17 protein-coding genes are annotated in these 21,546 nt (G+C 56.3%); 11 read left to right on the plus strand and 6 right to left on the minus strand.

Going from position 1 to position 21,546, the window contains the following annotated elements:
• Nucleotides 1-24: 24 nt before the first annotated feature.
• From LDN12_RS01280 to LDN12_RS01290, 3 genes are all read left to right on the plus strand, one after another.
• Nucleotides 25-786: a lipopolysaccharide assembly protein LapB gene (locus tag LDN12_RS01280; protein ID WP_223920854.1), complete on the plus strand. Its 762-nt coding sequence runs from the start codon at nucleotides 25-27 to the stop codon at nucleotides 784-786.
• A 64-nt stretch (nucleotides 787-850) separates the two neighbouring features.
• Entirely contained in the window at nucleotides 851-1,897 is a 1,047-nt protein-coding gene (locus LDN12_RS01285) for a tetratricopeptide repeat protein (protein ID WP_223920855.1), read from the plus strand.
• 31 nt (nucleotides 1,898-1,928) lie between these two features.
• On the plus strand, nucleotides 1,929-5,624 hold the full coding sequence (locus LDN12_RS01290) for a glycosyltransferase (RefSeq protein WP_223920857.1): 3,696 nt from the start codon (nucleotides 1,929-1,931) through the stop codon (nucleotides 5,622-5,624).
• Between the two features lie 4 nt (nucleotides 5,625-5,628).
• Here LDN12_RS01290 and LDN12_RS01295 read toward each other — a convergent pair whose 3' ends face one another.
• The 3 genes from LDN12_RS01295 to LDN12_RS01305 form a co-directional block, all read right to left on the minus strand.
• Nucleotides 5,629-6,054, minus strand: a complete 426-nt coding sequence (locus tag LDN12_RS01295; protein ID WP_223920859.1) for a flagellar biosynthesis repressor FlbT — start codon at nucleotides 6,052-6,054, stop codon at nucleotides 5,629-5,631.
• Nucleotides 6,055-6,230: 176 nt separating this feature from the next.
• Entirely contained in the window at nucleotides 6,231-7,082 is an 852-nt protein-coding gene (locus tag LDN12_RS01300) for a flagellin (protein WP_223920861.1), read from the minus strand.
• Between the two features lie 115 nt (nucleotides 7,083-7,197).
• The gene (locus tag LDN12_RS01305; RefSeq protein WP_223920863.1) at nucleotides 7,198-8,850 is read right to left on the minus strand and encodes a tetratricopeptide repeat protein; all 1,653 of its coding nucleotides are present in this window, start codon (nucleotides 8,848-8,850) and stop codon (nucleotides 7,198-7,200) included.
• A gap of 154 nt (nucleotides 8,851-9,004) precedes the next feature.
• Here LDN12_RS01305 and LDN12_RS01310 point away from each other — a divergent pair, with 154 nt between their 5' ends.
• The 3 genes from LDN12_RS01310 to LDN12_RS01320 all read left to right on the plus strand — a co-directional run bounded on the left by LDN12_RS01310 (nucleotide 9,005) and on the right by LDN12_RS01320 (nucleotide 12,124).
• Nucleotides 9,005-10,237, plus strand: coding sequence for a tetratricopeptide repeat protein (locus LDN12_RS01310; RefSeq protein WP_223920865.1), 1,233 nt, complete (start codon nucleotides 9,005-9,007; stop codon nucleotides 10,235-10,237).
• 116 nt (nucleotides 10,238-10,353) lie between these two features.
• A complete protein-coding gene (flaF, locus tag LDN12_RS01315; RefSeq protein WP_223920867.1) occupies nucleotides 10,354-10,737 on the plus strand; it encodes a flagellar biosynthesis regulator FlaF in 384 nt (127 codons plus the stop codon).
• A gap of 118 nt (nucleotides 10,738-10,855) precedes the next feature.
• A complete protein-coding gene (locus LDN12_RS01320) occupies nucleotides 10,856-12,124 on the plus strand; it encodes a tetratricopeptide repeat protein (protein WP_223920869.1) in 1,269 nt (422 codons plus the stop codon).
• Here the strand turns inward: LDN12_RS01320 and ilvA are convergent.
• Nucleotides 12,103-13,308 carry a threonine ammonia-lyase gene (gene ilvA / locus LDN12_RS01325; RefSeq protein WP_223920871.1) on the minus strand — a complete coding sequence of 402 codons (1,206 nt, stop codon included), beginning with the start codon at nucleotides 13,306-13,308 and terminating at the stop codon, nucleotides 12,103-12,105. The genes LDN12_RS01320 and ilvA overlap by 22 nt on opposite strands.
• A 209-nt stretch (nucleotides 13,309-13,517) precedes the next feature.
• On the opposite strand from ilvA, the gene trxB reads away from it, so the two are divergent.
• Both trxB and LDN12_RS01335 read left to right on the plus strand, forming a co-directional pair.
• Complete coding sequence (gene trxB / locus LDN12_RS01330) at nucleotides 13,518-14,465, plus strand: thioredoxin-disulfide reductase (RefSeq protein WP_223920873.1); 948 nt, start codon at nucleotides 13,518-13,520, stop codon at nucleotides 14,463-14,465.
• Nucleotides 14,466-14,497: 32 nt separating this feature from the next.
• Nucleotides 14,498-14,671: a hypothetical protein gene (locus LDN12_RS01335; protein WP_223920875.1), complete on the plus strand. Its 174-nt coding sequence runs from the start codon at nucleotides 14,498-14,500 to the stop codon at nucleotides 14,669-14,671.
• A 96-nt stretch (nucleotides 14,672-14,767) separates the two neighbouring features.
• Here the strand turns inward: LDN12_RS01335 and LDN12_RS01340 are convergent, their stop codons facing one another.
• A complete protein-coding gene (locus LDN12_RS01340) occupies nucleotides 14,768-16,321 on the minus strand; it encodes a NapC/NirT family cytochrome c (protein ID WP_223920877.1) in 1,554 nt (517 codons plus the stop codon).
• 435 nt (nucleotides 16,322-16,756) lie between these two features.
• Between LDN12_RS01340 and LDN12_RS01345 the strand changes: the two genes are divergently transcribed.
• From LDN12_RS01345 to nrfD, 3 genes are read left to right on the plus strand one after another with little or no spacing between them, the layout of a single operon-like run.
• Complete coding sequence (locus LDN12_RS01345; RefSeq protein ID WP_308464299.1) at nucleotides 16,757-17,080, plus strand: cytochrome c3 family protein; 324 nt, start codon at nucleotides 16,757-16,759, stop codon at nucleotides 17,078-17,080.
• Nucleotides 17,077-17,862: a 4Fe-4S dicluster domain-containing protein gene (locus LDN12_RS01350; protein WP_223920879.1), complete on the plus strand. Its 786-nt coding sequence runs from the start codon at nucleotides 17,077-17,079 to the stop codon at nucleotides 17,860-17,862. Before LDN12_RS01345 ends, LDN12_RS01350 begins: the two co-directional genes overlap by 4 nt.
• A gap of 2 nt (nucleotides 17,863-17,864) precedes the next feature.
• The gene (gene nrfD, locus LDN12_RS01355; protein ID WP_223920880.1) at nucleotides 17,865-19,118 is read left to right on the plus strand and encodes an NrfD/PsrC family molybdoenzyme membrane anchor subunit; all 1,254 of its coding nucleotides are present in this window, start codon (nucleotides 17,865-17,867) and stop codon (nucleotides 19,116-19,118) included.
• A gap of 212 nt (nucleotides 19,119-19,330) precedes the next feature.
• Here nrfD and LDN12_RS01360 read toward each other — a convergent pair whose 3' ends face one another.
• Nucleotides 19,331-21,184 carry a cytochrome c3 family protein gene (locus LDN12_RS01360; RefSeq protein WP_223920881.1) on the minus strand — a complete coding sequence of 618 codons (1,854 nt, stop codon included), beginning with the start codon at nucleotides 21,182-21,184 and terminating at the stop codon, nucleotides 19,331-19,333.
• Nucleotides 21,185-21,546: the final 362 nt, after the last annotated feature.

The raw sequence follows: 21,546 nt of genomic DNA on the forward strand, positions 1-21,546 counted from the left end.
AGCACTGATAGAGAAAGGAATACTATGAAAACCCACTCTCTGAGCGATTGGATCAAGGCCGCGGATTATTACCGGGGGAAAGGCAGCTTCGAAAAGGCCATTGAGGCCTTCGCCCAGGCGCGCTTGGCGCTGCTTGCCGACATGGGGGAATGCTTTACCCGGCTCGGCAAGCTGGAAGAGGCCCAGGTTTTGTTCGAAGAGATCCTGGAGGCTGACATTCGCAACATTCAGGCCAACGCCGGTTTGGGGATCGTTTCCCTCCTGTCCGGGGCCCCCGAAGCTGCGGCGCTTGCTTTTGGCAACGTTCTGCATGTCGACCCCCGTGAGCCCAAGGCGTTATGCGGCCTGGGGATGGCGCAACTCCAGCTAGGCCGGTATGAAGAGGGGATTGACCTCCTGCAGCAGTCCCTTCGCGAGGCGCCGGACAACCTGGCGGCGTTGGACGAACTGGTCCGATTTGCCTCTGCCCCTGGCGGGGAACCCTATCGCCCGGCGGCCTTGGACCACTGCCGGAAATACCTGGAGCGTAATCCCGATGCCACCGAGGTGCATGACTATCTGAAAACGCTCGAACCCACGCCGTCCATTCGCCAGGCAGAACCCGGCGCGCTGGCCTCTCTCGTTGCCGCATTCCAGGCCAACCCCTTCCACCGCCCGACGGTACTCGCACTTGCGCAACGCCTGGGCGATGCGGGGTTGGTACGTGACGGGAGGGATGTGTGCGCCGTGTATCTGCAACGATATCCGGGAGATGTCGATGTTTTGTCGTTGCAAAGGTCCCTGTGAAGTGATATGAAAATGACTCCAATGGTGGGCTTGCCTGCCACTTGGGGGAAGAGGGTTTAAGGATATGAACGGATTATCAATGAAAGATCAGGTGGCCCAGGCCGCTTACAGCCAGTTGCAGTCGTATCTGGCGGGTGACGTGCCCCTCGCCGTTGAACGGGTCGAGTTTTTTCTCAAGAGCCACCCTGACTTCGCCCAAGCCCATAATGACCTGGGGGTGCTTTATTACCGCGCCGGTGATCTGCTTCGCAGCCTGGCGAACTACGAAAAGGCCAACCGGCTGGATGCCGGCAACCCCACATTTGTCAAAAATCTTGCCGAGTTCTACACCGTTGAACTCGGTTGGTTCGACGATGCCATTGCCCTGCTGACCGGCGTACTCAAAAACAGGCCGGAGGATACGGAAATTCTCGGTTCCCTGGCGGCCATCGGCGTGAAAACCGGAAGGACCAACGAGGCGGAGATCTTCCTCGACAGGATTCTGGCGCTTGAGCCATGGAATCAGGAAGCAAAAAGCCTTCTCGATGATCTCCGCCAGGGCAAGGCCGAAAACGGGCCTTCCGGAGCTTTCGTCCAGGAGGCACCGTCTGCACCGCCGCAAATCGACGCTGTATTGCAGGGTCTTCGCCAGTCCATTTCAGACTTGGCGGGGTCGTCTGAAACGCCGGAGGAGCGTTATCGCGAGGCGGTTCTTCACGCCGAGCGGGGAATGGTCGCGGAAGCGGTGAAGGAGTTGGAGGAGCTTGTGAAGGCCGCGCCGGATCATGCCCTTGCGTTTAATGATCTCGGTGTTCTGTATTACCGTCTCGGTGATCCCGGACGGTCCCTGTCCGCCCATGAACAGGCGGTACGTCTGGAGCCGCATAACCCGACCTTCAGAAAGAATCTGGCCAATCTTTGCTACTCAGCCCTGGGCAGGACCGATGAAGCCATTTGCCATTTCACCGAAGTCCTCCGCGAGTATCCCCAGGATGTGGAAACCCTTCTGGCATTGGGCCAGATCAGTGCCGTCAACAACCTGGGCGAACAGGCCAGGGTCTTCGTGAGCAAAGCCCTTGAGCTGGAACCCTGGAACCAGGAAGCGCGCGAGTTTCTCGAACTCATAACCTGATCAGTTGTGCAGCGACACCCGATACCCATTCATGACTACACCTCTTTCCCATGCCGCCGCGCCTGCCGTCAGTATTGTCATACCGGTCTATAATCAACTGCATTTTACCCGGCAGTGTCTGACATCCCTTGAAAACAACATGGACCTCGGGCAGTTCGAGGTCATTATCATCGACGATGCTTCCCATGACGGGACGGAAGAGGCCTTGCGCGCACTTGCAGGGACCAGGCCTTGGCTGCGCTATTTCCGCAATCCCGCCAACCGTGGTTTTGCCGCATCATGCAACCAGGGGGCCGTTCTCGCCCAAGGCAACTATCTTCTTTTTCTCAACAATGACACCATGGTCACGCCCGGCTGGCTTCCCCCGCTCGTGGAGGTCCTCGAATCGCAACCAGATATCGGGGTGGTGGGGCCCAAACTGGTCTTTCCCGACGGTACGGTGCAGCACTGCGGCAAGGTCTGGGGCGACCATCACACACCCCGCTCGCACCCGGATCATCTCTACTATCGGGAGCCGGGCGACGCGGCACATGTCAACCGGAGCAGAGATTATCAGATCATCACCGGGGCCTGCATGCTGCTCCGCAGGGCTGAGTTCTTCCGTTACGGCCCCTTTGATGAACAGTATGAAAACGGCTGGGAGGACGACGACCTCTGTTATGCCTACCGTGAGCAGGGGATGCGTATCCATTATTGCTCCGCCGCCACGGTGGTCCATTTTCAGAGCATATCCCTGAATGACGGGCTTTCCCAGGATGAACGCCTGTTGAAAGAGCTCTCCGGCCAAGTGGCTACCGGTGCTCCGCCCGACCCGCGGTTGCCCGGGCTATACCAAAAGGTTGAGCAGCGGCTTTTGGGGATCCGATCGCGTTTTGAGCGCAACCGTTCCCGTTTTTTCGGCAAATGGGGCCGGCGGGTATTCCGCGACGATTACCGCTATATTCAGGCGGACGGCCTGGAAGAGCGCTTTTTCGGCGGCCAGCAGATGCCCCAACCGCTGGTATCGATCATCCTCCTCACCTTTAACCAGCTTCCCTATACCATCGAATGTGTTGAAAGCCTCCGGCGCCATACCACGGAACGTTATGAGCTGATTTTTATCGACAACGGCTCCACGGACGGCACGGTCTCCTGGCTTCGGGAGCTGGTCGGCCGGGAACCTGCCACCTGCCGGCTGATCGAAAACAATAAGAACCTCGGGTTTGCCAGAGGGTGCAACCAGGGGCTTGAAGCCGCCAAAGGGGATTACCTGCTCCTGCTCAACAACGATGTGGTGGTAACCGGTGGATGGCTTTCCGGTCTGTTGGCCTGTTTTCGCCACCGTCCCGAAACCGGCATCGTCGGGCCGCTTACCAACAACATCAGTGGTATACAGCGGCTCTCCGGTTCGCCACCGTCGCCGCAGGCCGGCCTCGAAGAGTTCGCCGCTGGAATCCGCACCCGGTTTGGCGGCAGGCGTATCTACAATCGTAGAATCGTCGGTTTTTGCATGCTGTTCAGCAGAGATCTGTTCAACCGTGTCGGCTACCTGGACGAATCCTTCGGCAACGGCAATTTCGAGGACGACGATTATTGTCTCAGGGGAGAGTTGGAAGGGTTCCGCAACCTTATCGCCGGAGATGTGTTCATCCACCACTACGGCAGTGTCAGCTTTCGTGGCAATAATATGGATTACGCCCAAGCCATGGCAGGCAATCGGGGCGTCTTCAACCGCAAGTGGAGCCGGACCATCACCGAACCGCTTCTGGCGCGCAAGGTGGTTACCCTCAAGACTATGGAGGAGGCGGACCGGCTTAGACGCCAGGGCAAGTCGAATGCGGCGGTCGAAGTATTGCTGAAGGAAGGCATCGCGCAGATCCCCGGCGAGATGCGTTTCTACTGCATGATCGCGGACATCCTCCTCGAAGGCGGCATGCCCGCCGAGGCCCTTCAGACACTCCGGGAAGCCCCCCGGCTCTACGAGACCTCCCGAGCACTCTACCTCCTTGTCCAGGCGGCATGCCTCCTTGCCCAGGAGGGAGTGGGGCGCGATGCGGCCACGCGGGCCGACCGGTGTCATCCCGCCTATCCCAACGCCCGGCTCATGAGGGGGGTGTTGGCTCTGTGCAATGGAGATATTGCCTGCGCGACAGAGGAATTCCACGCCGCCGCTGCCATGGATGCCTCTAACCCCGATGTCTGGTGCGGCCTTGCTCAGGTTGCGGAAGCGGCGAGCAATCGCGAGGCAGCGTTCGAGTGGTATCGCCGCGCCAGCATTGTTGCCCCGACATGTCTTGAGGCGGCCCGCGGGCTCCACCGGCTTGCCGCCAGCCCGGACGAACAGGCCCTTGCCCGCAGGCACTTCGAGGAAGCGCTGTACTTCAGGGACGATGACCGCGATATTCGCTATCTGTTGATCGATCTGCTTATTCGAGCCGGCGAACAGTCGGCGGCGCTTGCCCATGCCGAGCGTGCCATGGTGTTGTTCGGAGCCGACAAGGGGTTGGTAGATGCGAGCCTCGCGCTACGGCGTTCGGTCGGTCCCCTGGTTATTCCCCCGGCAACCCGCGCAGCGGGTACATCGGTCTCGCTTTGCATGATTACCAAGAATGAGGCCAAGGACTTGCCTCGTTGCCTGGCCAGCCTGAAACCGATAGTGGATGAGATTGTGGTCTGCGATACCGGATCGAGCGACGGGACGCGGGAGATTGCTGAGGCGTTCGGAGCCCGGGTTATTGATCATGTCTGGACGGGAGACTTCAGTGCGGCCCGCAATTGTTCGCTGGCGGCTGCAACCGGCGCCTGGACACTGGTCATGGATGCCGACGAGACGATCTCGCCATACGATTATGACGCGTTTCGGGAACTTGTCGGCAGGCAACCGAACGCCATGACGGCCTATACCATCACCACCAGAAACTATACCAACAAATTGGTGGAAAAATGGCAGGAGCACGATGGTCGTTATCCGGTGGAAGAGGCGGGCCGCGGATGGATGCCGAGCGACAAGGTGCGCCTGTTCCCGAATCGCCCGGAGATCCGGTTTGAGAATGCGATCCACGAGATGGTCGAACCGGCCTTGGACCGCCTGAAGATTCCCTATCCTGCCGCCCCTCAGGTGGTCGTCCATCACTACGGCTACCTGGACGACAAGCGCCAGGAAGATAAAAAGAGCCTGTATTATGAGATAGGGGTAAAGAAACTTGCCGAGAGCGGCGGCTCACCGAAAGCGATTGTTGAACTCGCCATTCAGGCCGCCGGTATCGAAAGGTATGAAGAGGCCATTGAACTCTGGAAGCGGGCGCTTGAGTATAACCCCGAATCCCCGCTGGCCTATTTTAATCTTGGTTTTGCAAATCTCTGCATCGGACGTTATGATGATGCTTACGACGCAACGAAACGCGCCCTGGAATTGCAAAAAGATTATCGTGAGGCCTGGGCCAACCTGGCCTTGATCGATATCTTCAGGGGGCGGCACCTGGCCGCTCTGAAGCAGCTTGACAAGCAGGTCGTGAGCCGTGGCGACTATGTCATGTTCGACCTGATCCGTGCGGTGGCCTGTTGCTGCAACCATGAATTCGAGCGAGCCGAGGATTGTTTCCGAAGCGTGGTGAGCCGGCAGGTGGAGTTCGACAAATTCGTCGAGACGGCTGCCCGGCATCTGCGGCGATCAGGCAGGTGGTCCGATGCCGATGCCGTTGTCAAAATAGCCCGTAAGGCGGGCTGTCGTCTGCAAGGTGAAATGTAACCGGTTAATTGCCCGCAGGTAGCAACGGTGGTGAGGTGTCGCCGACATGTGCCAGAAGTTGGTTTTCGTATGCCATGAGCGCCTGTGCCGTTTTAAGGGCCTGATAGAATCTTCCTGCTGCTACTTCCCCGCTGATCTCGTCGAAAAACCGTTGGCTGCTCGGTACGGCGGCCGTAATCTCCCGTTCCAATTCGCGGAAAACCTCATGATAGTTTGAGTCATTCGCGCCACTGTCAATATACATGAGCTGAAGCACAAAATAGACCCGTCGGGCCGGCGAAGTCGCCCCGGCCTCGGTCATGATGTCCTTTTGACGGAGTATGGGCACATTGTTTTCGACTGTGAATTCGATGGGGCGGTTCCCACACTGCATGACGGCGCCGCCGATGATGATCTTTTCGTGGGGTTTGAGGTGAAGTTTCAGTGACATGGCATCGTCCCCAGCTTTCCGACAGTACTTGCCTTGATCGTCGTGCGGATTGAGCTTATACCCTGCTGAATGCTCTTATGTTTAACACGCTGTAAAAAATGATAAAAAGGGGGGAAAAGATCGATCGCTCTTTTCCCCCCTTATTTTTGTTACCGTTCAGGCTGACTGCGCTGTGATTAGAACAGTTTCAGGACGGCCTGAGCTGCCTGCGAAGCCAGGCTCAAGGAGGTGATACCCAGGCTCTGGCGGGTCTGCAGCATCAGCAGGTTGGCGCCTTCCTGGTTGGTATCGGCCAGGGTCAGGTTGTCGGCACCGGTCTGGAGTGTGCTGACCATGTTGTCGGTAAAAGTCTGACGGGCGGTGACGACGCTCAGGTTGGCGGACAGCGTTGAAGACTGGCTGCGCAGCGTGTTGAGCGCGCCTTCAAGCTGGGTGGCCGAAGACTGGATGTTGGCGGTACCGGCGGTGGCGTCTGCCCAGCCAGTGCTACCGGTGTTACCGACGTTCGTTGCGGTCGACAGGCCAAGACCTGTGGAGGTTGCGTCGAAACCCTGGATCTGCAGCGTAGCGCCGCCGGTTGCGGGAGCGAATTCAACAGTCTGGTTCTGGCTGTTGAGGAAGTTGGTGCCGCGATAGCCGGAATCGCTGGCCAGTTCGGTGATCTGAGTCATCAGGGTGTTGAAGGTGGTGGCGTAGCTGGCACGGTCGGTGACGCTGGTGGTGGCCAATGCTGCCTGGGCGACACCTTGGGCGGACTGGATCAGGGAGGTGATGCCGGTGATGCCTGCGTTAGCTGCGGAAACCATCTGCACGGCCTCACTCATGCCATCCTTGCGGTTGGACAGGTCGGTGGCGCGAGCTGTTGCGGTCTGGGCGGCAAAAAAGTTGGTCGGGTTGTCGAGAGCGGTGTTGACCGACTTGCCGGTGGACAGACGGGTCTGGGTCCGGTTGATGAGGGTGGTGGTGTTCTGGAGGGACAACAGGTTGTTCCTCATGCCGCTGGTAAGGGAGATGTCGTTGATTGCCATGGGTGCTACTCCTTTCTGGGTTATCGGCGGCATTTCTTGCCGCGCAATGTTCGTTTAGATTACTTATCGGTGGTGCCTTTCGATAACTTTAGCAAAAATTTATGAAGTTGGGCGATCACACCTGTTTTTTGTGGAGCAGGGCGGTGACGTCGGCTATAACTCTACTCCAGGCACCGGGTTGCGCTTGCCTGAAAAGGCGAGCAGTCGGATACCAGGGGGTGTCGTCTCGCCCGAGCATCCAGCGCCAGTCAGGCGCAAAGGGCAGCAGTATCCATGTGGGGGCCGCCAGAGCGCCGGCGAGGTGGGCGACGGCCGAATCTATGGTGATAACCAGGTCGAGGCAGGTGATAAGCGCCGCGGTATCATCAAAATCGTGGATATGGCCGGTCAGGTCGATGAGCGGTAACGCCGCTATCCCCGTGCCGTCCTTTTTGTCCGCTTCATCCACCTGGAGCGAATACCAACTGATATGGCGCAGATCGCTCAGTGGTGCAAGCAGGGAGGGCGGGATGGAACGTCGCTGGTCGGGGAATTTTCGTCCGGCCCAGCATATTCCGACCTTCAGGTTTGCGTCTTTAGCCAGCCGGGCACGCCACATGCCCCTCTTTTCGGCCGAGGGTTCAAGATAGGGGACATGGTTGGGGATACTGTCCAGGGTTGTGGACAGCAACCGGGGAAGGGATAAGAGGGGGACAACGCTATCGCAGGTGGTATCGCCTGCCCCGTCGTTAACTATCCTTTCCGGACCTTTCAGGGAAAGGAGCAGTGTGTTGAGGGGGGTGAGATGGTTCTCCAGTACAACCGCCGCCCCCATCGAAGACAGAAGGGGAATATAGCGGGCAAACTGGAGCGTATCGCCGTAGGCTTGTTCGGTCTGGACCAGAATCCGCTTGCCGCTGGCGGATTCCCCGTTCCAGAACGGTAAACCGGTCCTGCGCAATCGGACCGGCTGAGAGGTTTCAAGGCGGCTGTCAAAATCGCGGAATCCCTCCCGGTATTGCCCCCGCAGCAGGTGTATCTGGCAGATGTTCCACAGAGCTGTTGGGTAGCCTGGGCGTAATGAAAGGGCTTTTTCATAATGCGCGAGCGCATCATCGAGTTTGAGCAGGCGTCGGCAGACCCCGCCAAGGTTCAGATAGACCTTCGGGTTGTCCGGGGCCAGTTCACGTGCATGCACAAGGTGCCGCCAAGCCTCATCCAGACGGTCGAGATGCTCGCACAGGACCCCAAGGCTGATGAGGGCGTTGACATTGTCAGCCTGAAGGTCGAGGACGGCCCGGTAGAGTGTGTATGCCTCCTCAAGCTGTCCCGCACCGTATGATGCATCGGCAAGGCAGAGAGAAAGGTCACTCGATTCAGGATTACGGCGATGTACTTCCCCAAACAGTGCCACCGTCTCAAGAAATCGCCCCTGCTCGTTGAGCAGGGTACCCAAGTGTCGGTATGCTTCTCTATCTGTGGGGTCCACAAGAAGCGCCTTACGAAAGTAGCGCTCGGCATCTTCGGGGTCACCCTGCTCGTAACGGGCCATGCCCAAAGACAGATACGCAGACGTATTGAGCGGATCGATAGCCAGAGCCCGATAGAGCAGTGACTCGGCAACGGAGGGGGCCTGTCGGCGCGAGGCCATCCCGGCGGCTTCCACGAGCAGATCGACCTGCCGGGGGTATCGTTTGAGTAGATGAATGCATAGGGATTCCGCTGCGTCCCACTCTTGGCGGGATTCATACTGACGGAGCAGGTCGAGTTGTTGTTCGGCAGATGTCATGGCTGGCTTGTAATGCCTTGATTCAGAGGAATTATCGTCACGTTTTCTTATCTTCTTGCAGATGTACTTCACTTTTAGGTAAAATTCAATTTAAGATTGACGATATAGTATAAAGAAGGGTAGACGTTTTAAACCGATCCGGAAGGAGGTTGCAATGGCATCCGTAATAGATTCAAGCAGTCTCAGCTCATTGTTTTCGGCCATGTCCGATACGACAGCCCGCGACAATGCTGCCGTAAATGCGTTGAACAGCGGCTTGACCCTTTTTCAAAATAAAAAGTATCAGCAGGCTGCAGCCGCCTTCAGGCAGGCTCTCGCATATAATCCGGGTACCACCGGTAACCTTGATGCGTCCACGTACGATAATATCAAGTCGGCCTACAGTTATCTGGCGCAGTCTTACTTGAAACTGGGCAAGGACAAGGACGCCATTGCCACCTATAAGCAGGCTCTCCGGTTCGATCCCACCCAGGATGATGTCTATGTAAGTCTGGCAAACATCTATATTCAGGATAAACGTCCGGCAGACGCCGAGAAGGCACTGCGGACCGCCACGAGGCTCAACCCGCAAAATGTCGTTGCCCCTTATACCCTTGGGCAGCTTCTTGTCCAACAGAAGAGGCCCCAGGAAGCGGAGTCCTTTTTCAGAAAGGCGGTGAAGCTCGCACCGAAGGACGGGAACGCATACTATGGACTTGGTCTGTCCCTTGAGCAGCAGGGTAAAACCGACGATGCCATCCAGGCATTGCAAAAGGCGACCACCCTCAAGACGGATTTTACGGCGGCCATCTATGAGCTTGGCAATGCCTATGCAAAAAAAGGCCAGACTGACAAAGCCCAAGCCCAGATAGCCGCTCTTACGAAGATCAACACGAGTGAGAGCCTTTCCGATGCGACGACCCTCAAGGCCACGATCAAGCAGCCCAAGATGGTTGTGATCGACACGACCAAAAGCACCTTCAACACGACCCTCGGTGCCGTGCCGCTGCTTGCGCTCGACAGCCAGTTCATTCAACCGGACGCTTCGAAGGAGGTTTCGGTCAGCTTCCTGTTTGATTCGAGCATGGACCCCTCGTCGGTCAATAATATCAGTAACTGGACTATTCGCAAGGCTCAGGGGGCCGTCATCAACGGGCATACAGGCCTGTACGACAACGGAGCCTACCGGTCATCCGATACGGTTGTGCCGCCTATGCCTTCACGAGTGGTGTATGACGCTACGACTCAAGAGGCAACGATCTATTTTTCATTGCGGCAGAATGATTCGGTGTCCGGGACTATCGATACCTCCCGGATCGTCTTTTCTTTCAACGGACAAGATGTCAACGGTAAAAAGATGGATTCCACCGCCGATCAAATCGACGGCTTCTCGGGAAAAGCATTTTAGATCCGGGCGGAAACCTTGCATTTGTGCCATTTGGGAGTATAATAATTAACTTAACGCGAGTGCCGTCAGGTAAAGATGTTTTGAAGAAACAACGGTAAAAGGAGAGCCATTCATCCATGCAATATAGTCTTAATGCATATACCGAAATACAGAAGGAAGGGCTGAGTGGCAGGGAACTGGAGGCTTCCGTCATCTCGCGAGCGGGCCTGATGCTGAAGCAGGTGCAGGAGAACTGGAATACGCCCAATAGAAGCGAAAAACTCTTGGAGGCGGTGAAATTCAATCAGAAGGTGTGGAGCTTTTTTCAGGCAGAGCTTGCCGAACCCTCCAACCCGCTCCCCAAAAAACTCCGCGAAGATATCCTCAATCTGAGCCTTTTCATAGACAAGCGTCTCTTCGAGGTCCTGGCATTCCCGGACCCGGAGAAACTCACTATCGTCATCGACATCAATTTTAATATTGCCGCGGGGTTGCGGACCAAACCGGAACTACCGGCATAGTTTTTCTTTTTACTCAGCCACGCATGCCTTTCCCATGGGGTTACTCACCGGCAGCAGACCAAGTTCTTCGTGATGGCTACAGGGTGGGGCGAGAATGCGTCCCCGAAGGAGCAGGAACTTGAGATGTTGTGACGAGTGCCTTGCTGCCGCCATGAGCCTGCATGATGCCGGTCGTTTCCCTGAAGCGCTCTCCCTGTATGACCAAGCTCGGGCGCTCTGCGCCGACTCTCCTGCCTATTGGAATAATCGGGCCAATACCCTTCTTGAACTCAACCGGCTTGGGGAGGCCGCCGAAAGCTATCGCGCGGCCCTTGCCTTGTGTCCCTCCCTGACGGATACCCGGGTTGCTTTGGCCACCTGCCTTCAGGGGCTGGGGAGGATCGACGAGGCTCTTGTAGAGTGCGACACCGTACTGTCCGTCCATCCCGAGCATGCCGAAGCCCATTGGAACCGTGGTCTGCTCCAGCTTCTCTCCGGTAACTACGAACAGGGGTGGAGAGAGTATGAATGGCGCTGGAAGAAGCGCCGTTTCACGTCGCCCCGGCGGCAGTTCGACGTGCCGCAATGGGGGGGGGAACCCATTGCAGGCAGACGGATTCTGATTCACGCTGAGCAGGGATTTGGCGACACGATCCAATTCTCCCGGTACCTCCCGCAGGTCTCGGCGCGGGGAGCAGAGGTGATCTTCGAATGTCACCCCCAGCTTGTGAACCTGATGAGATCGCTGTCCGGGGGCATTCACGTCGTCCCCTTCGGCCGCGCGCTTCCCCGGTTCGATCTGCAGTGCCCGCTCTTGTCCCTGCCCGGCATCTTCGGGACGACCCTTGCAACTATACCTTCACAGATCCCCTACCTGTCCGAGCCGGTTGGCAGTCGCCAGTTCTGGGGCAGCATCCTTCCCGCCACCCCGGGATTTAAGGTTGGGCTTTGCTGGAAGGGGAAACAGTACCCTGACCCCGGCCGGAGTTGTCCGACAGGCGATCTTGCCGCCTTGGGTGACGGAATCCCTGGCACGGAGTTTTTTTCCCTCCAGATGGACGAAGAACATGCCCGGCTCCCCTTCCCGTGTAACGGTTTTGCCCCCTTACTCCTTGATTTCTGCGATACGGCGGCGCTGATTGGCCGGCTTGATCTGGTGATAAGTATCGACACGGCCGTGGCTCACCTTGCGGGGGCACTCGGCAGCGAGACGTGGGTCATGCTGCCGTATTCGCCGGATTGGCGCTGGGGGAGGCAGGGGGATACCACACCGTGGTATCCGAATATGCGGCTGTTCAGGCAGAAGGAAATAAACGGATGGGTTTCCCTTGTGGAAAAGGTTGCCAGCGAACTGACACGGTGGTGCGCTGCCCGGGGACGCGCGCCCTACTCCGCCATCAAAGCATAGCCGCGCTCGCGGAGGTGGGCGATTACCTCGGCACGATGCTCGCGGCCGCGGGTTTCCAGCTCAAGCGCCACGGAAGTTTTGCCCAAGGCGATCGTCTCCGAGCGTCGTTCGTGATTGATGAGAGAGATATTGGCCCGTGTTGCGGCGATGTCTGCCGTAAGTGTGGCCAATGCGCCCGGAAGGTCATCCAACTCGATCCGGAGTTTCAGGTAGCGCCCCGCAGCTAAAAGCCCCCGTTCCACAACCAGCGCGATGGTCTTGACATCGATATTCCCTCCTGACAGCAGGCAGAGGGTTTTGCCCCTCAAGTCCCGTACCTTGCCGTGCAGCACCGCCGCCAGGGGGACGGCCCCGGCCCCTTCTACCAACAGTTTCGTTCGTTCCAGGAGTGATACGATGGACTGGGCGATCTCCTCTTCTTCCACCAGAACGATCTCATCGACACAGGTCCTGATGATGGGTACGGTCAACTGCCCCGGCCGCTTTACGGCAATGCCGTCGGCGAGCGTTACCTTGACCGGCACCTCACAAGGGGTACCCGCCGCGAACGAGGCTGACATGGACTGAGCGGCCGTCGATTCAACGCCGATGATACGGACATGGGGCGCGCACTCCCGTACTGCTGCCGCCATGCCGGCTATCAAGCCACCGCCTCCCACCGGGATCAGCAGATTTTGCACGTCCGGCAACTCTTCCAGGATCTCCAATGCGATGGTGCCCTGGCCGGCCATGACCAATTCATCATCAAAAGGATGCACGAAGAGCGCTCCGGTGGAGCGCTGTGCCTCTTGCGCCGCCTCGCAGGCCTCATCAAAGTTCTTGCCGACCAGCACGATATCGGCGCCGTAATCGCGGGTAGCCTGAACTTTTTGAGGCGGGGTGATCTCCGGCATGTAGATGGTCGCCTTGACGCCCAGTAGGTCCGCCGAGAAGGCCACCCCTTGGGCGTGGTTTCCTGCGGATGCGGTAATGACACCATTTTTCAGAGCTTCCCGCGTCTGGGCGGTCATGAAGTTGAGGGCTCCCCTGATCTTGAAGGAGCCGGTCCGTTGGAGGTTTTCGCACTTGAAGAACAGTGGAACCCCTAAACGCTCCGCATAGTGATGTGAATAGATCAGCTCAGTGCGGCGGACGCGCTTCCTGAGTCGGTCATAGGCTTCCTGTATGAGCTCGTAGAGGGGCATGGAACGTCGGTACTCCAAGGGTTATTTTGGTGTATAGTACCAGAGTGGCCGGGTACGGTCAAACAGGCAATGAAAAGCCCACGTTCCGTGGGCCCGGTAGCTGGCCTGCGTTCCAGCGATGGGTAAATATGAAGAACCGCTGCTTTGAGCCCTTGGCAAGTTTTCGGTTTGCTGGTACATTAGACGAACAATATGTTACAGGAGGCGTCATGGAGGCAGTGCACCATCAATTGATCATTCTCGGCGCAGGACCTGCCGGTTACACTGCGGCCATTTATGCTGCGCGGGCTAACCTGAACCCGGTTCTCATAACCGGCATACAGCCGGGCGGACAGTTGACGACGACAACAGAGGTGGACAACTGGCCGGGAGAACACGGGGGCATCCTGGGGCCCGACCTGATGGAGCGCATGAGGCAGCACGCCGAACGGTTCAACACGCAGATAGTGGTGGATCACATCAAGCGGGCCGACCTTCTCCAGAGGCCATTCGTGCTCGAAGGTGACAGCGGCTTCTACACCTGTGATGCCCTGATCATTGCCACCGGCGCCTCGGCCAAGTACCTGGGGCTCCCGTCCGAGAAGGCATTTAAAGGGAAAGGCGTTTCCGCCTGCGCTACCTGTGACGGTTTTTTCTATCGTGGACAGGATGTGGCGGTAATCGGCGGTGGCAGCACGGCGGTGGAGGAGGCGCTCTATCTCTCCAATATCGCTCGGCACGTTACGGTGGTTCATCGGCGCGAACAGTTCCGTGCCGAAAAGATCTTGGCAGACCGGCTGATTGAAAAAACCAAGAGCGGCAATGTAACGATCGAGTGGCATCATGTCCTGGACGAGGTGCTGGGCGATGCCAGCGGCGTGACCGGCATCCGCATCCGTCATCGGAGCGGCTCAACCAAGGAGGTGCCGGTCCACGGGGTATTCATTGCCATCGGTCACACGCCGAATACCACCCTGTTCGAGGGACAGTTGGATATGGACAATGGTTATATTCGTACCAAGTGCAGCCTTGAGGGAAACCTCACGGCCACTAACATCCAGGGCGTCTTTGCTGCCGGTGACGTTCAGGATTATTATTACCGCCAGGCGATCACGTCGGCCGGAAGCGGATGCATGGCTGCCCTAGATGCGGAACGCTATCTCGAAATGCTCAAATAGTTTTCGAAACCTAAATCATCAGGGGGCTGGATATGCCGGAGGGACCGGACGACTTGGAAAAACTCCTCATGGATGTGCAGAAAGCCATACGCGATAACGAACAGTTTCTCAAGAATCTTGGGGATGATGCCCTGGAGTCGGACGATACCGAGGAGTTGCCCGATGATGTCGAAGGTGGCGACGAGGACAGCTTCGAGGAACTATAGGCTCTCGTCATCTCGGTGGAGACATACACGCACATGAAAAACGCCCCCCGGAACATTGTTCTCCGGGGGGCGTTTTCATGCCGGCGGGTCGCCGGGTCAGTGAAGTCCTTTGAGTTCCTCCTGGCCCTCGCCGGGGATATCGTGGCCTCCCGCGGAATGGCATTCGCTGCAGTTAGTTTTGTAAAGCTCGTCACCGATGTCCACGGGATGGACGAACTGGGTTACCTGCTTGCCGGCCGGGATATTTTCCTGGACCTGACTGAGAACGTCATGACAAAGCGCGCAGTCCTTGGAAATGATCTTGCCCTCGGTTGATTTGTGTTTGCCGTCATGGCATCTGAAGCATCCCGCTGTATAAAAGTGTCCGATATTGTTCGGGTAGGTGTTCCACTTCACCTTCATGGCCGGGAAGAAGTTGCGTTCATAGATGTCTTTTACCTGTTCCACTGCCTGGTTGACGGCAGCCGCCTTCTGTTGGGCAATGGCCGGATAGTTTTTGGCATAATAGGCCGGAATATCCTGGGTAATGGCGGCGAAGCCCTCTTCCTTGGTCTTGTACGGCCTGTTCAGGATCTCCACGGCGACCTTTTTGATGTAGGGCAGCCCGCGGTCGATGCGGCCGGATACGAAGTTAAGGTCCATCTCCTCATTGGGCGAATGGTAGATGTGGGTCGGCCTGTTGTGGCAGTCGGTGCAGTCCATCAGGCGCCTCTTTGCCTTGGCGAGTTCATCCTTTGTGAGTGGTTTTTCCATGTTCATATATTCGGTCATCTTGCCGTCCTTGCCCTTGACGGCTATGTACGGAATATCGAACCTCTTCTGGTCGCGGGCGACGAAATAAACCTCCTGGCCGATGTGCCAGTGGATGCCGTTGGCGTTGGGCACCTTGGGATTGCCGCCGATATGGATCAGCATGTCGATCTTGCGGGGGGTATTATCCTCGTTCGGGGCATAGTGATAGAAGATTTTCTGGCGGCCAACGTAGAATTTTGCGGGCCAATGGCAATGTTCGCAGGTTTCTCTGGCTGGGCGCAGATTTTCAATGGGGGTCTCGATAGTTTCCGGATAGGTATGGAACAGAACTGCATAGAGCTGCTTCATGCCGGATATTTTGGCTTTCACATACCATGCGGCTCCTGGGCCCACGTGACATTCAACGCATCTGACCTTGGCGTGAGGTGAGTTTTTCCATGCGGTGTACTCGGGGGTCATGACCGGATGGCAGAGCTCGCCGCAGAAGGTGGTCGATTCCGTGAATTCATAGCCTTTGATAGAGGCAAGGGAAACAATCACAACAAAGACCGCCGTGGCAACGATGAAAAAGATGACAAGTCGGCGTTTGTGGACATCGTTCAGGTCGAGGCAGGGGAATTTGGGAATTTCCTCTTCAAGGGAGGCCATCCCTTCGAGCGCCCCCTTGCGGCGCTGTTCCCTGACGCGCCATGCGCCGAACGGTACGAGAATCAGACCGAAGATCAGCATGCCCGGGAAGAGGAAATAGGTCATCAAGCCAATATATGGGTGCTCGATGCCGGTAATCATCTCAAAGGCGCTGAAGGCGATAATGAGACCTGTGGCTGTCATTGCCAGGATGATCCCGATCATGCTGATAATATTCCAGGCGTACCCGGCGGTTTTGCGAATGGCCATGGGCGTGTGCTCCTTGTTTCTTGGCGATTGTTGACAAAAATGCGTTAAGTTCAACAAATTACAATGTTTGTGTATACTTTGTCAAAACTTTTTTAAAATGCTGTTGCGATAGCGGGTGGATTGCCCTGCGGGCGGCGTTTTGTGAAACTTATGTTGACAAGCAATCTGTCTATGAATAAATTAAACAATGTTATATAACTCAATTATGACGGATTCCCGTGGCCCATAAGACATAACTTTCTGAAAAGGCGAAGCTGCGGAGGTGAAGAATTGAAAAATCACGTTTGGCGGCCTTTGTTTGTTGCCCTAGTTGTTGTAGGGTTAATTCTTATTGTTAGAACATTGTTAGTTCCAAATGATTTTGGTGTCTATGAACGCGGCTATATGTATGGTTGGCACCGCAAATCCAACGAAGCGGAATGGAAGGCTGTCCGCGTGAAATACAAGACCGCCAAGGCATGTTGGGCGTGTCACAAGGACAAGTACGGCGTTATCAGAAATTCACCGCACAGCTCTATCAGCTGCGAAAACTGCCACGGCCCCAATTACGACCACCCCAGGGACCCCCTCGGCCTGACCATCGACCGTACCCGGTCCCTGTGCATCCGCTGTCACTCGTTTCTCCCTTATAAAACAAGCGACCGCGGCGGCATACGCGGTATCAATCCTGAAACCCATTATCCCCAGGCCGAATGTGTGCTCTGCCATATCCCCCACAACCCGAAGCCGATGAACCAGAAGCAGGAGGCAAGGTCATGATGAACCGCCGCGAATTTTGCAAAAAGGCCATGATCGTTGTTGGCGGCATTGCCTTGCCGCTTGCCGCCCTGGAGGTCTTCAACCCCAAGAGACTGCGGGCTGAGAAAGAGGGTGCAGGCAAGGTGCGCTGGGTGTTCCTCGTTGATACCCACAAATGCGTGGGGTGCGGATTCTGTGTCAAGGCCTGCAAGATCGAGAACGAAATCCCCTATGATGCGAACGTAACACGAACCTGGGTCGAGCGTTATGTGATAACCAGAGACGGTAAAGCGCACATCGATTCACCCAAGGGGGCTCGGGACGGTTTCACGACCACAAAGATTGACCAGAATAAGGAAGGTATGCTGGACATACCGTCAGCGGATATAGTGAAGGCTTTTTTCGTCCCCAAGCTCTGCAACCAGTGTGATAACCCACCGTGCGTCCAGGTTTGTCCGGTCGGCGCAACTTACCAAACCGAGGACGGGGTGGTGCTGGTTGACCGCAGTTGGTGCATCGGCTGCGGCTATTGCATCATGGGGTGCCCGTACAGTGTCCGATTCTTTCATCCTGTGTACCATGTAGCAGAAAAGTGCAACTTCTGTTATCACCGCATTTCCCAAGGGATGAAAACTGCCTGCGTGGAAGCCTGTCCGTTCGGTGCGCGCAGGATCGGCAACCTGCGCGACCCGGATGACCCGGTAACAAAGATTATCATGACGGAACGGGTGAACGTTTTGAAGGAAGAGTACGGCACCAAGCCGCAGGTGTTCTACCTCGGGTTTTCGAAGGAGGTAAAATAGCCATGGTACACGGTGAAGCCTGGACTATAAAAGAGTTCTTCGTCTATCCCAACGAATATATTTACTGGTCCATCCAGATCGTCATGTATCCCTACATGACCGGTCTTGTGGCGGGCGCCTTTGTTCTTTCATCCCTGTACCATGTTTTCGGGGTCAAACAGTTGAAGGAGATCGCACGTTTTTCCCTGGTATTTTCACTGGCCCTGCTTCCTGTGGCCATGATGCCTCTGTTACTCCATCTGCAGCAACCGTTCAGGGGGATCAACGTCTTGATGACGCCTCACTTCACTTCAGCAATTGCAGCCTTCGGCATCGTCTTTACCACGTATGGCATGATTGTGGCTTCTGAAATATGGTTCGTCTACCGCCAATTCATCGTCGAAAACGTTCTGGCTTTACGCGGGAAACAGGAACGAAGCATGGTGGAGGCACTCCGGTTGGCCATCTATACGGTGCTCGCCATGGGTGCCATGGATCTCAGTGTCGAGGCCTTGCACAGAGACGAGCGGGCCGTGGGACGCCTTGCGGCGATCGGTATCCCGGTGGCATGTTTTCTTCATGGATACGCGGGCTTCATTTTTGGCTCCGTCAAGGCCAATGCCCTCTGGATGACCCCGCTCATGCCGGTTATCTTCATCTGTTCCGCCATCGTGTCGGGTATTGCCCTGTGCATGATCACCTATATCGTTACCGTAGAGGTCCGGAAGCTGGTTCTGACAAAGAAGTCGAAGAACAATCCGTGGCTACCCTCCACGGAGGACCTCAAAAGCGCTGAGATTCAGGTCGTCACCATGACGGCCAAGTACCTGATCATGTTCATGGTCCTGGCGATTACCCTGGAACTACTGGACCTGATCTTCCGCGGTTATACGGCGGTCAGGTCGTGGGACATTCTGCGCAGCGTCATCTACGAAAAAGACTTCACCAAGATCTTCATCCTCCAGTACGGGTTGGGCAACCTGGTCCCCTTTATCCTGCTCCTCATGCCGCGCTTGACGGTCCGCAGGGCAGCAATCGGCTCCCTTCTGGTGCTGCTGGGGGTTTTCATGATGCGCTGGAACGTTGTCATCGGAGGCCAGGCCTTTTCGGCCTCGTTTGCCGGTTTCATGGAGTACCGCCTCCCCATATTGCCCGATAGTCTGGAAACCTTCAAAGAGGGCTTATTCGGCGCCTTGGCGGTCATTGTCACCCCTTTCATACTTTTCTATCTGGTGACGAGGGTCCTGCCGGTTTTCGGGGTAAGGGATACGCACTGATCGCAGGCAATGAAAGCATGCTCGCGTTCAGGTTGGCGGCAGTCGTCGAGCAGGTTGACCTGGTGAAATACGAAAACATCGAGATGGGTAGATCGTAGTATTGTAACGCTAACGTCATGCAGAACAACTAAACCCCGCCTTTTCAAGCGGGGTTTAGTTGTTCCAAGGGGGGCACAAGAGCCCCCCTTGCGATCTTGCGGTGAAAGGGGCGATTACTCCGCGCCGCTTATAAAAGCCAGGATCATGAGCAGCAGCAGTGAAATGCCGGTGAAAAGGGCGGTGAAACCAAACCCCTTGACCAGGAAATCATAGGCTACGCCGCTGGTCCTTTTGCAGGCGTATTGCTCGGTTACACCCAACTCCTCGTAGCGCTTCCACTGATCGCCACGTTCTTCAAGCATCTCTTCCTTGCCGATCTGGCCATTGAAGATGACGAAGTCCATGGGGAACTTCTCCGGTCGTCCGTGGGTATTGAAGAAGTGGACCGAGAAGATGAAGCCGGTTGCCAAAAGGGCCTCATCCGAGTGAACGATGGTCGCAACGTTGAATGCCCAACCGGGCAGGAACATACCGAAGAACTCCGGGAACCAGAGCATCAATCCTGAGCCGCCGATGGCGAACATACCCCAGAAGACGGCAACAAAGTCGAATTTTTCCCAGTAAGTCCAGCGCTCGAAGGTCGGCTTCGGCCCCCGGAAGAAGAACCACCTGACCATGCGGGTAACGTCCATGATGTCCCGCAGATTGAAGCAGAGTGAATCAGGGCCGAACAGACGCTGGATCGGATTTCCCGGAAGGTCCTTCCTGATGAAGAGGAAGTTGATGCTCATGAACAGCGCCATGCCGAAATAGACGAAAGTGATGCCCGCGCAGATCCGGTGGATGAAACCAGCGTTGGCCGAACCGCCGTAGAGGTTCATCAGGGAGATCGCCCAGTGCTGGGTGCTGAATTTGAGCGGCAGGCCGGTCAGAGAGAGCCCCAGGAAGCTGGTGATAACCAGGATGTGCATGAAGATGTGGACGCGGTTGAAACGACGGTACTGTTTGTGGGCATCCGGCATGACATGGTGATGTTCACCGTTGGCAAGTTTGGCTGCTTTTTCCCGGTTTTCCACAAAACCGCGGAACATCCAGAGCAGGGTGTGAATCCAGAAGATGGTAAAGGTACTGAGCAACAGCCCGGTCATGGCAAGGAAGGTGTAGTACAGGATCGGATATTTCTCCCGGTCGCTGTGCTCGCCGTGGGCGTAGAACTTGGTAAAGAGCACGGTCGCCTTGCTGTGGCACTTGGCGCAGGTGTTCACAAGGTTGGCCGGATTGACGCTTGAATTTGGATCGTCCTTGGGGAGCACCGAGTGAGCCGTATGGCAGTCGGCACAGCCTGCGACCTTTTCCGGGAAACCGAGGCGGTAGTTTTTACCGTGGTAGCTCTCCATGTAGGTCTTGACGGCGACGTTAAAGACGTTGTTGCGCTTCATCATCGCTTCATCGCTGTGGCATTTCAGGCAGACTTTGGTGTGGAACTCCCGGTTGGCACGACTTTTGGGGTCGCCCAAGGGTTTTATCTCGTGCAGGCCGTGACAGTCGTTACAAGCGGCCGAGTCCATGTTGCCGGCAGCTACAGCCTTGCCGTGGACCGACTTCTGGTAGACCGACTCCTTGTCGTGGCACTGGATGCACTTGGCGACGACGATGCGCTTGTCGCCTTTCCAGTATTTGTGCACATGAATATCGGTGTGGCAGTCGGCGCACATAACACCCTTGGTAATGTGGACGCTGGCATAATGCTCGGCGTTCTGCTTTTTATGGCAGCGCTCGCACTGAACCTTCTGGACCTTGATCTCTTTCCTCATGTGCTTGGCGAGATCGGTGATGTCCACATGGCAACTGGTACAGGCATTTTTGCCATGGACCGACTCGGCAAACGCCCGCACGGGAATCTTGTCACCGTGGCAGCCCAGACAGGTGGCCGGGTCGATCGCCATTCCCTGCTCGGCCAGCGACGGACTGGCCCAGGCTATTAGCAGCATCAGAAACGGCAGCAAACGACAGAAAACAAACTGCATGACAGTGCTCCTCCATACCATAGAGTTGTAATGAAGACGGGGTGTATAAATTTGATATACACTACACAACAGATGATTCTAAATCAACGAAAATTGCATACTGCATACATACTTTCTGGATGAAGTCGGTATCGGAAGGAGTTGAAACAATAAATAGGACAAAAAGGATCTTTAATAGATTGTTTGGGAATTTGCTACTTGGGCGGGATAAGTAGCTTCTTTGGCTCGGAGATGCCGTTGCCAGGCCCCCTACAGGCTGTATCCGCACGAATTCGTGACGTACCAGGTTCACCTTTTCCATACCAGACACCATAACCTCCCGAATTCACGGCTCTTGGAAGTGCTGTATCCTTGACTTTGCC

The organism is Geobacter sp. AOG2 (assembly GCF_019972295.1).
In the GTDB taxonomy this organism is placed as follows: Bacteria; Desulfobacterota; Desulfuromonadia; order Geobacterales; family Pseudopelobacteraceae; genus Oryzomonas.

Coding starts and splice junctions, on each gene's coding strand:
- LDN12_RS01350 (WP_223920879.1), top strand. CDS start 17,077: ATGATGAACCGCCGCGAATTTTGCAAAAAGGCCATGATCGTTGTTGGC.
- LDN12_RS01300 (WP_223920861.1), bottom strand. CDS start 7,082: ATGGCAATCAACGACATCTCCCTTACCAGCGGCATGAGGAACAACCTG.
- LDN12_RS01285 (WP_223920855.1), top strand. CDS start 851: ATGAACGGATTATCAATGAAAGATCAGGTGGCCCAGGCCGCTTACAGC.
- LDN12_RS01305 (WP_223920863.1), bottom strand. CDS start 8,850: ATGACATCTGCCGAACAACAACTCGACCTGCTCCGTCAGTATGAATCC.
- LDN12_RS01280 (WP_223920854.1), top strand. CDS start 25: ATGAAAACCCACTCTCTGAGCGATTGGATCAAGGCCGCGGATTATTAC.
- trxB (WP_223920873.1), top strand. CDS start 13,518: ATGGAGGCAGTGCACCATCAATTGATCATTCTCGGCGCAGGACCTGCC.
- LDN12_RS01290 (WP_223920857.1), top strand. CDS start 1,929: ATGACTACACCTCTTTCCCATGCCGCCGCGCCTGCCGTCAGTATTGTC.
- ilvA (WP_223920871.1), bottom strand. CDS start 13,308: ATGCCCCTCTACGAGCTCATACAGGAAGCCTATGACCGACTCAGGAAG.
- nrfD (WP_223920880.1), top strand. CDS start 17,865: ATGGTACACGGTGAAGCCTGGACTATAAAAGAGTTCTTCGTCTATCCC.
- flaF (WP_223920867.1), top strand. CDS start 10,354: ATGCAATATAGTCTTAATGCATATACCGAAATACAGAAGGAAGGGCTG.
- LDN12_RS01340 (WP_223920877.1), bottom strand. CDS start 16,321: ATGGCCATTCGCAAAACCGCCGGGTACGCCTGGAATATTATCAGCATG.
- LDN12_RS01295 (WP_223920859.1), bottom strand. CDS start 6,054: ATGTCACTGAAACTTCACCTCAAACCCCACGAAAAGATCATCATCGGC.
- LDN12_RS01310 (WP_223920865.1), top strand. CDS start 9,005: ATGGCATCCGTAATAGATTCAAGCAGTCTCAGCTCATTGTTTTCGGCC.
- LDN12_RS01360 (WP_223920881.1), bottom strand. CDS start 21,184: ATGCAGTTTGTTTTCTGTCGTTTGCTGCCGTTTCTGATGCTGCTAATA.
- LDN12_RS01335 (WP_223920875.1), top strand. CDS start 14,498: ATGCCGGAGGGACCGGACGACTTGGAAAAACTCCTCATGGATGTGCAG.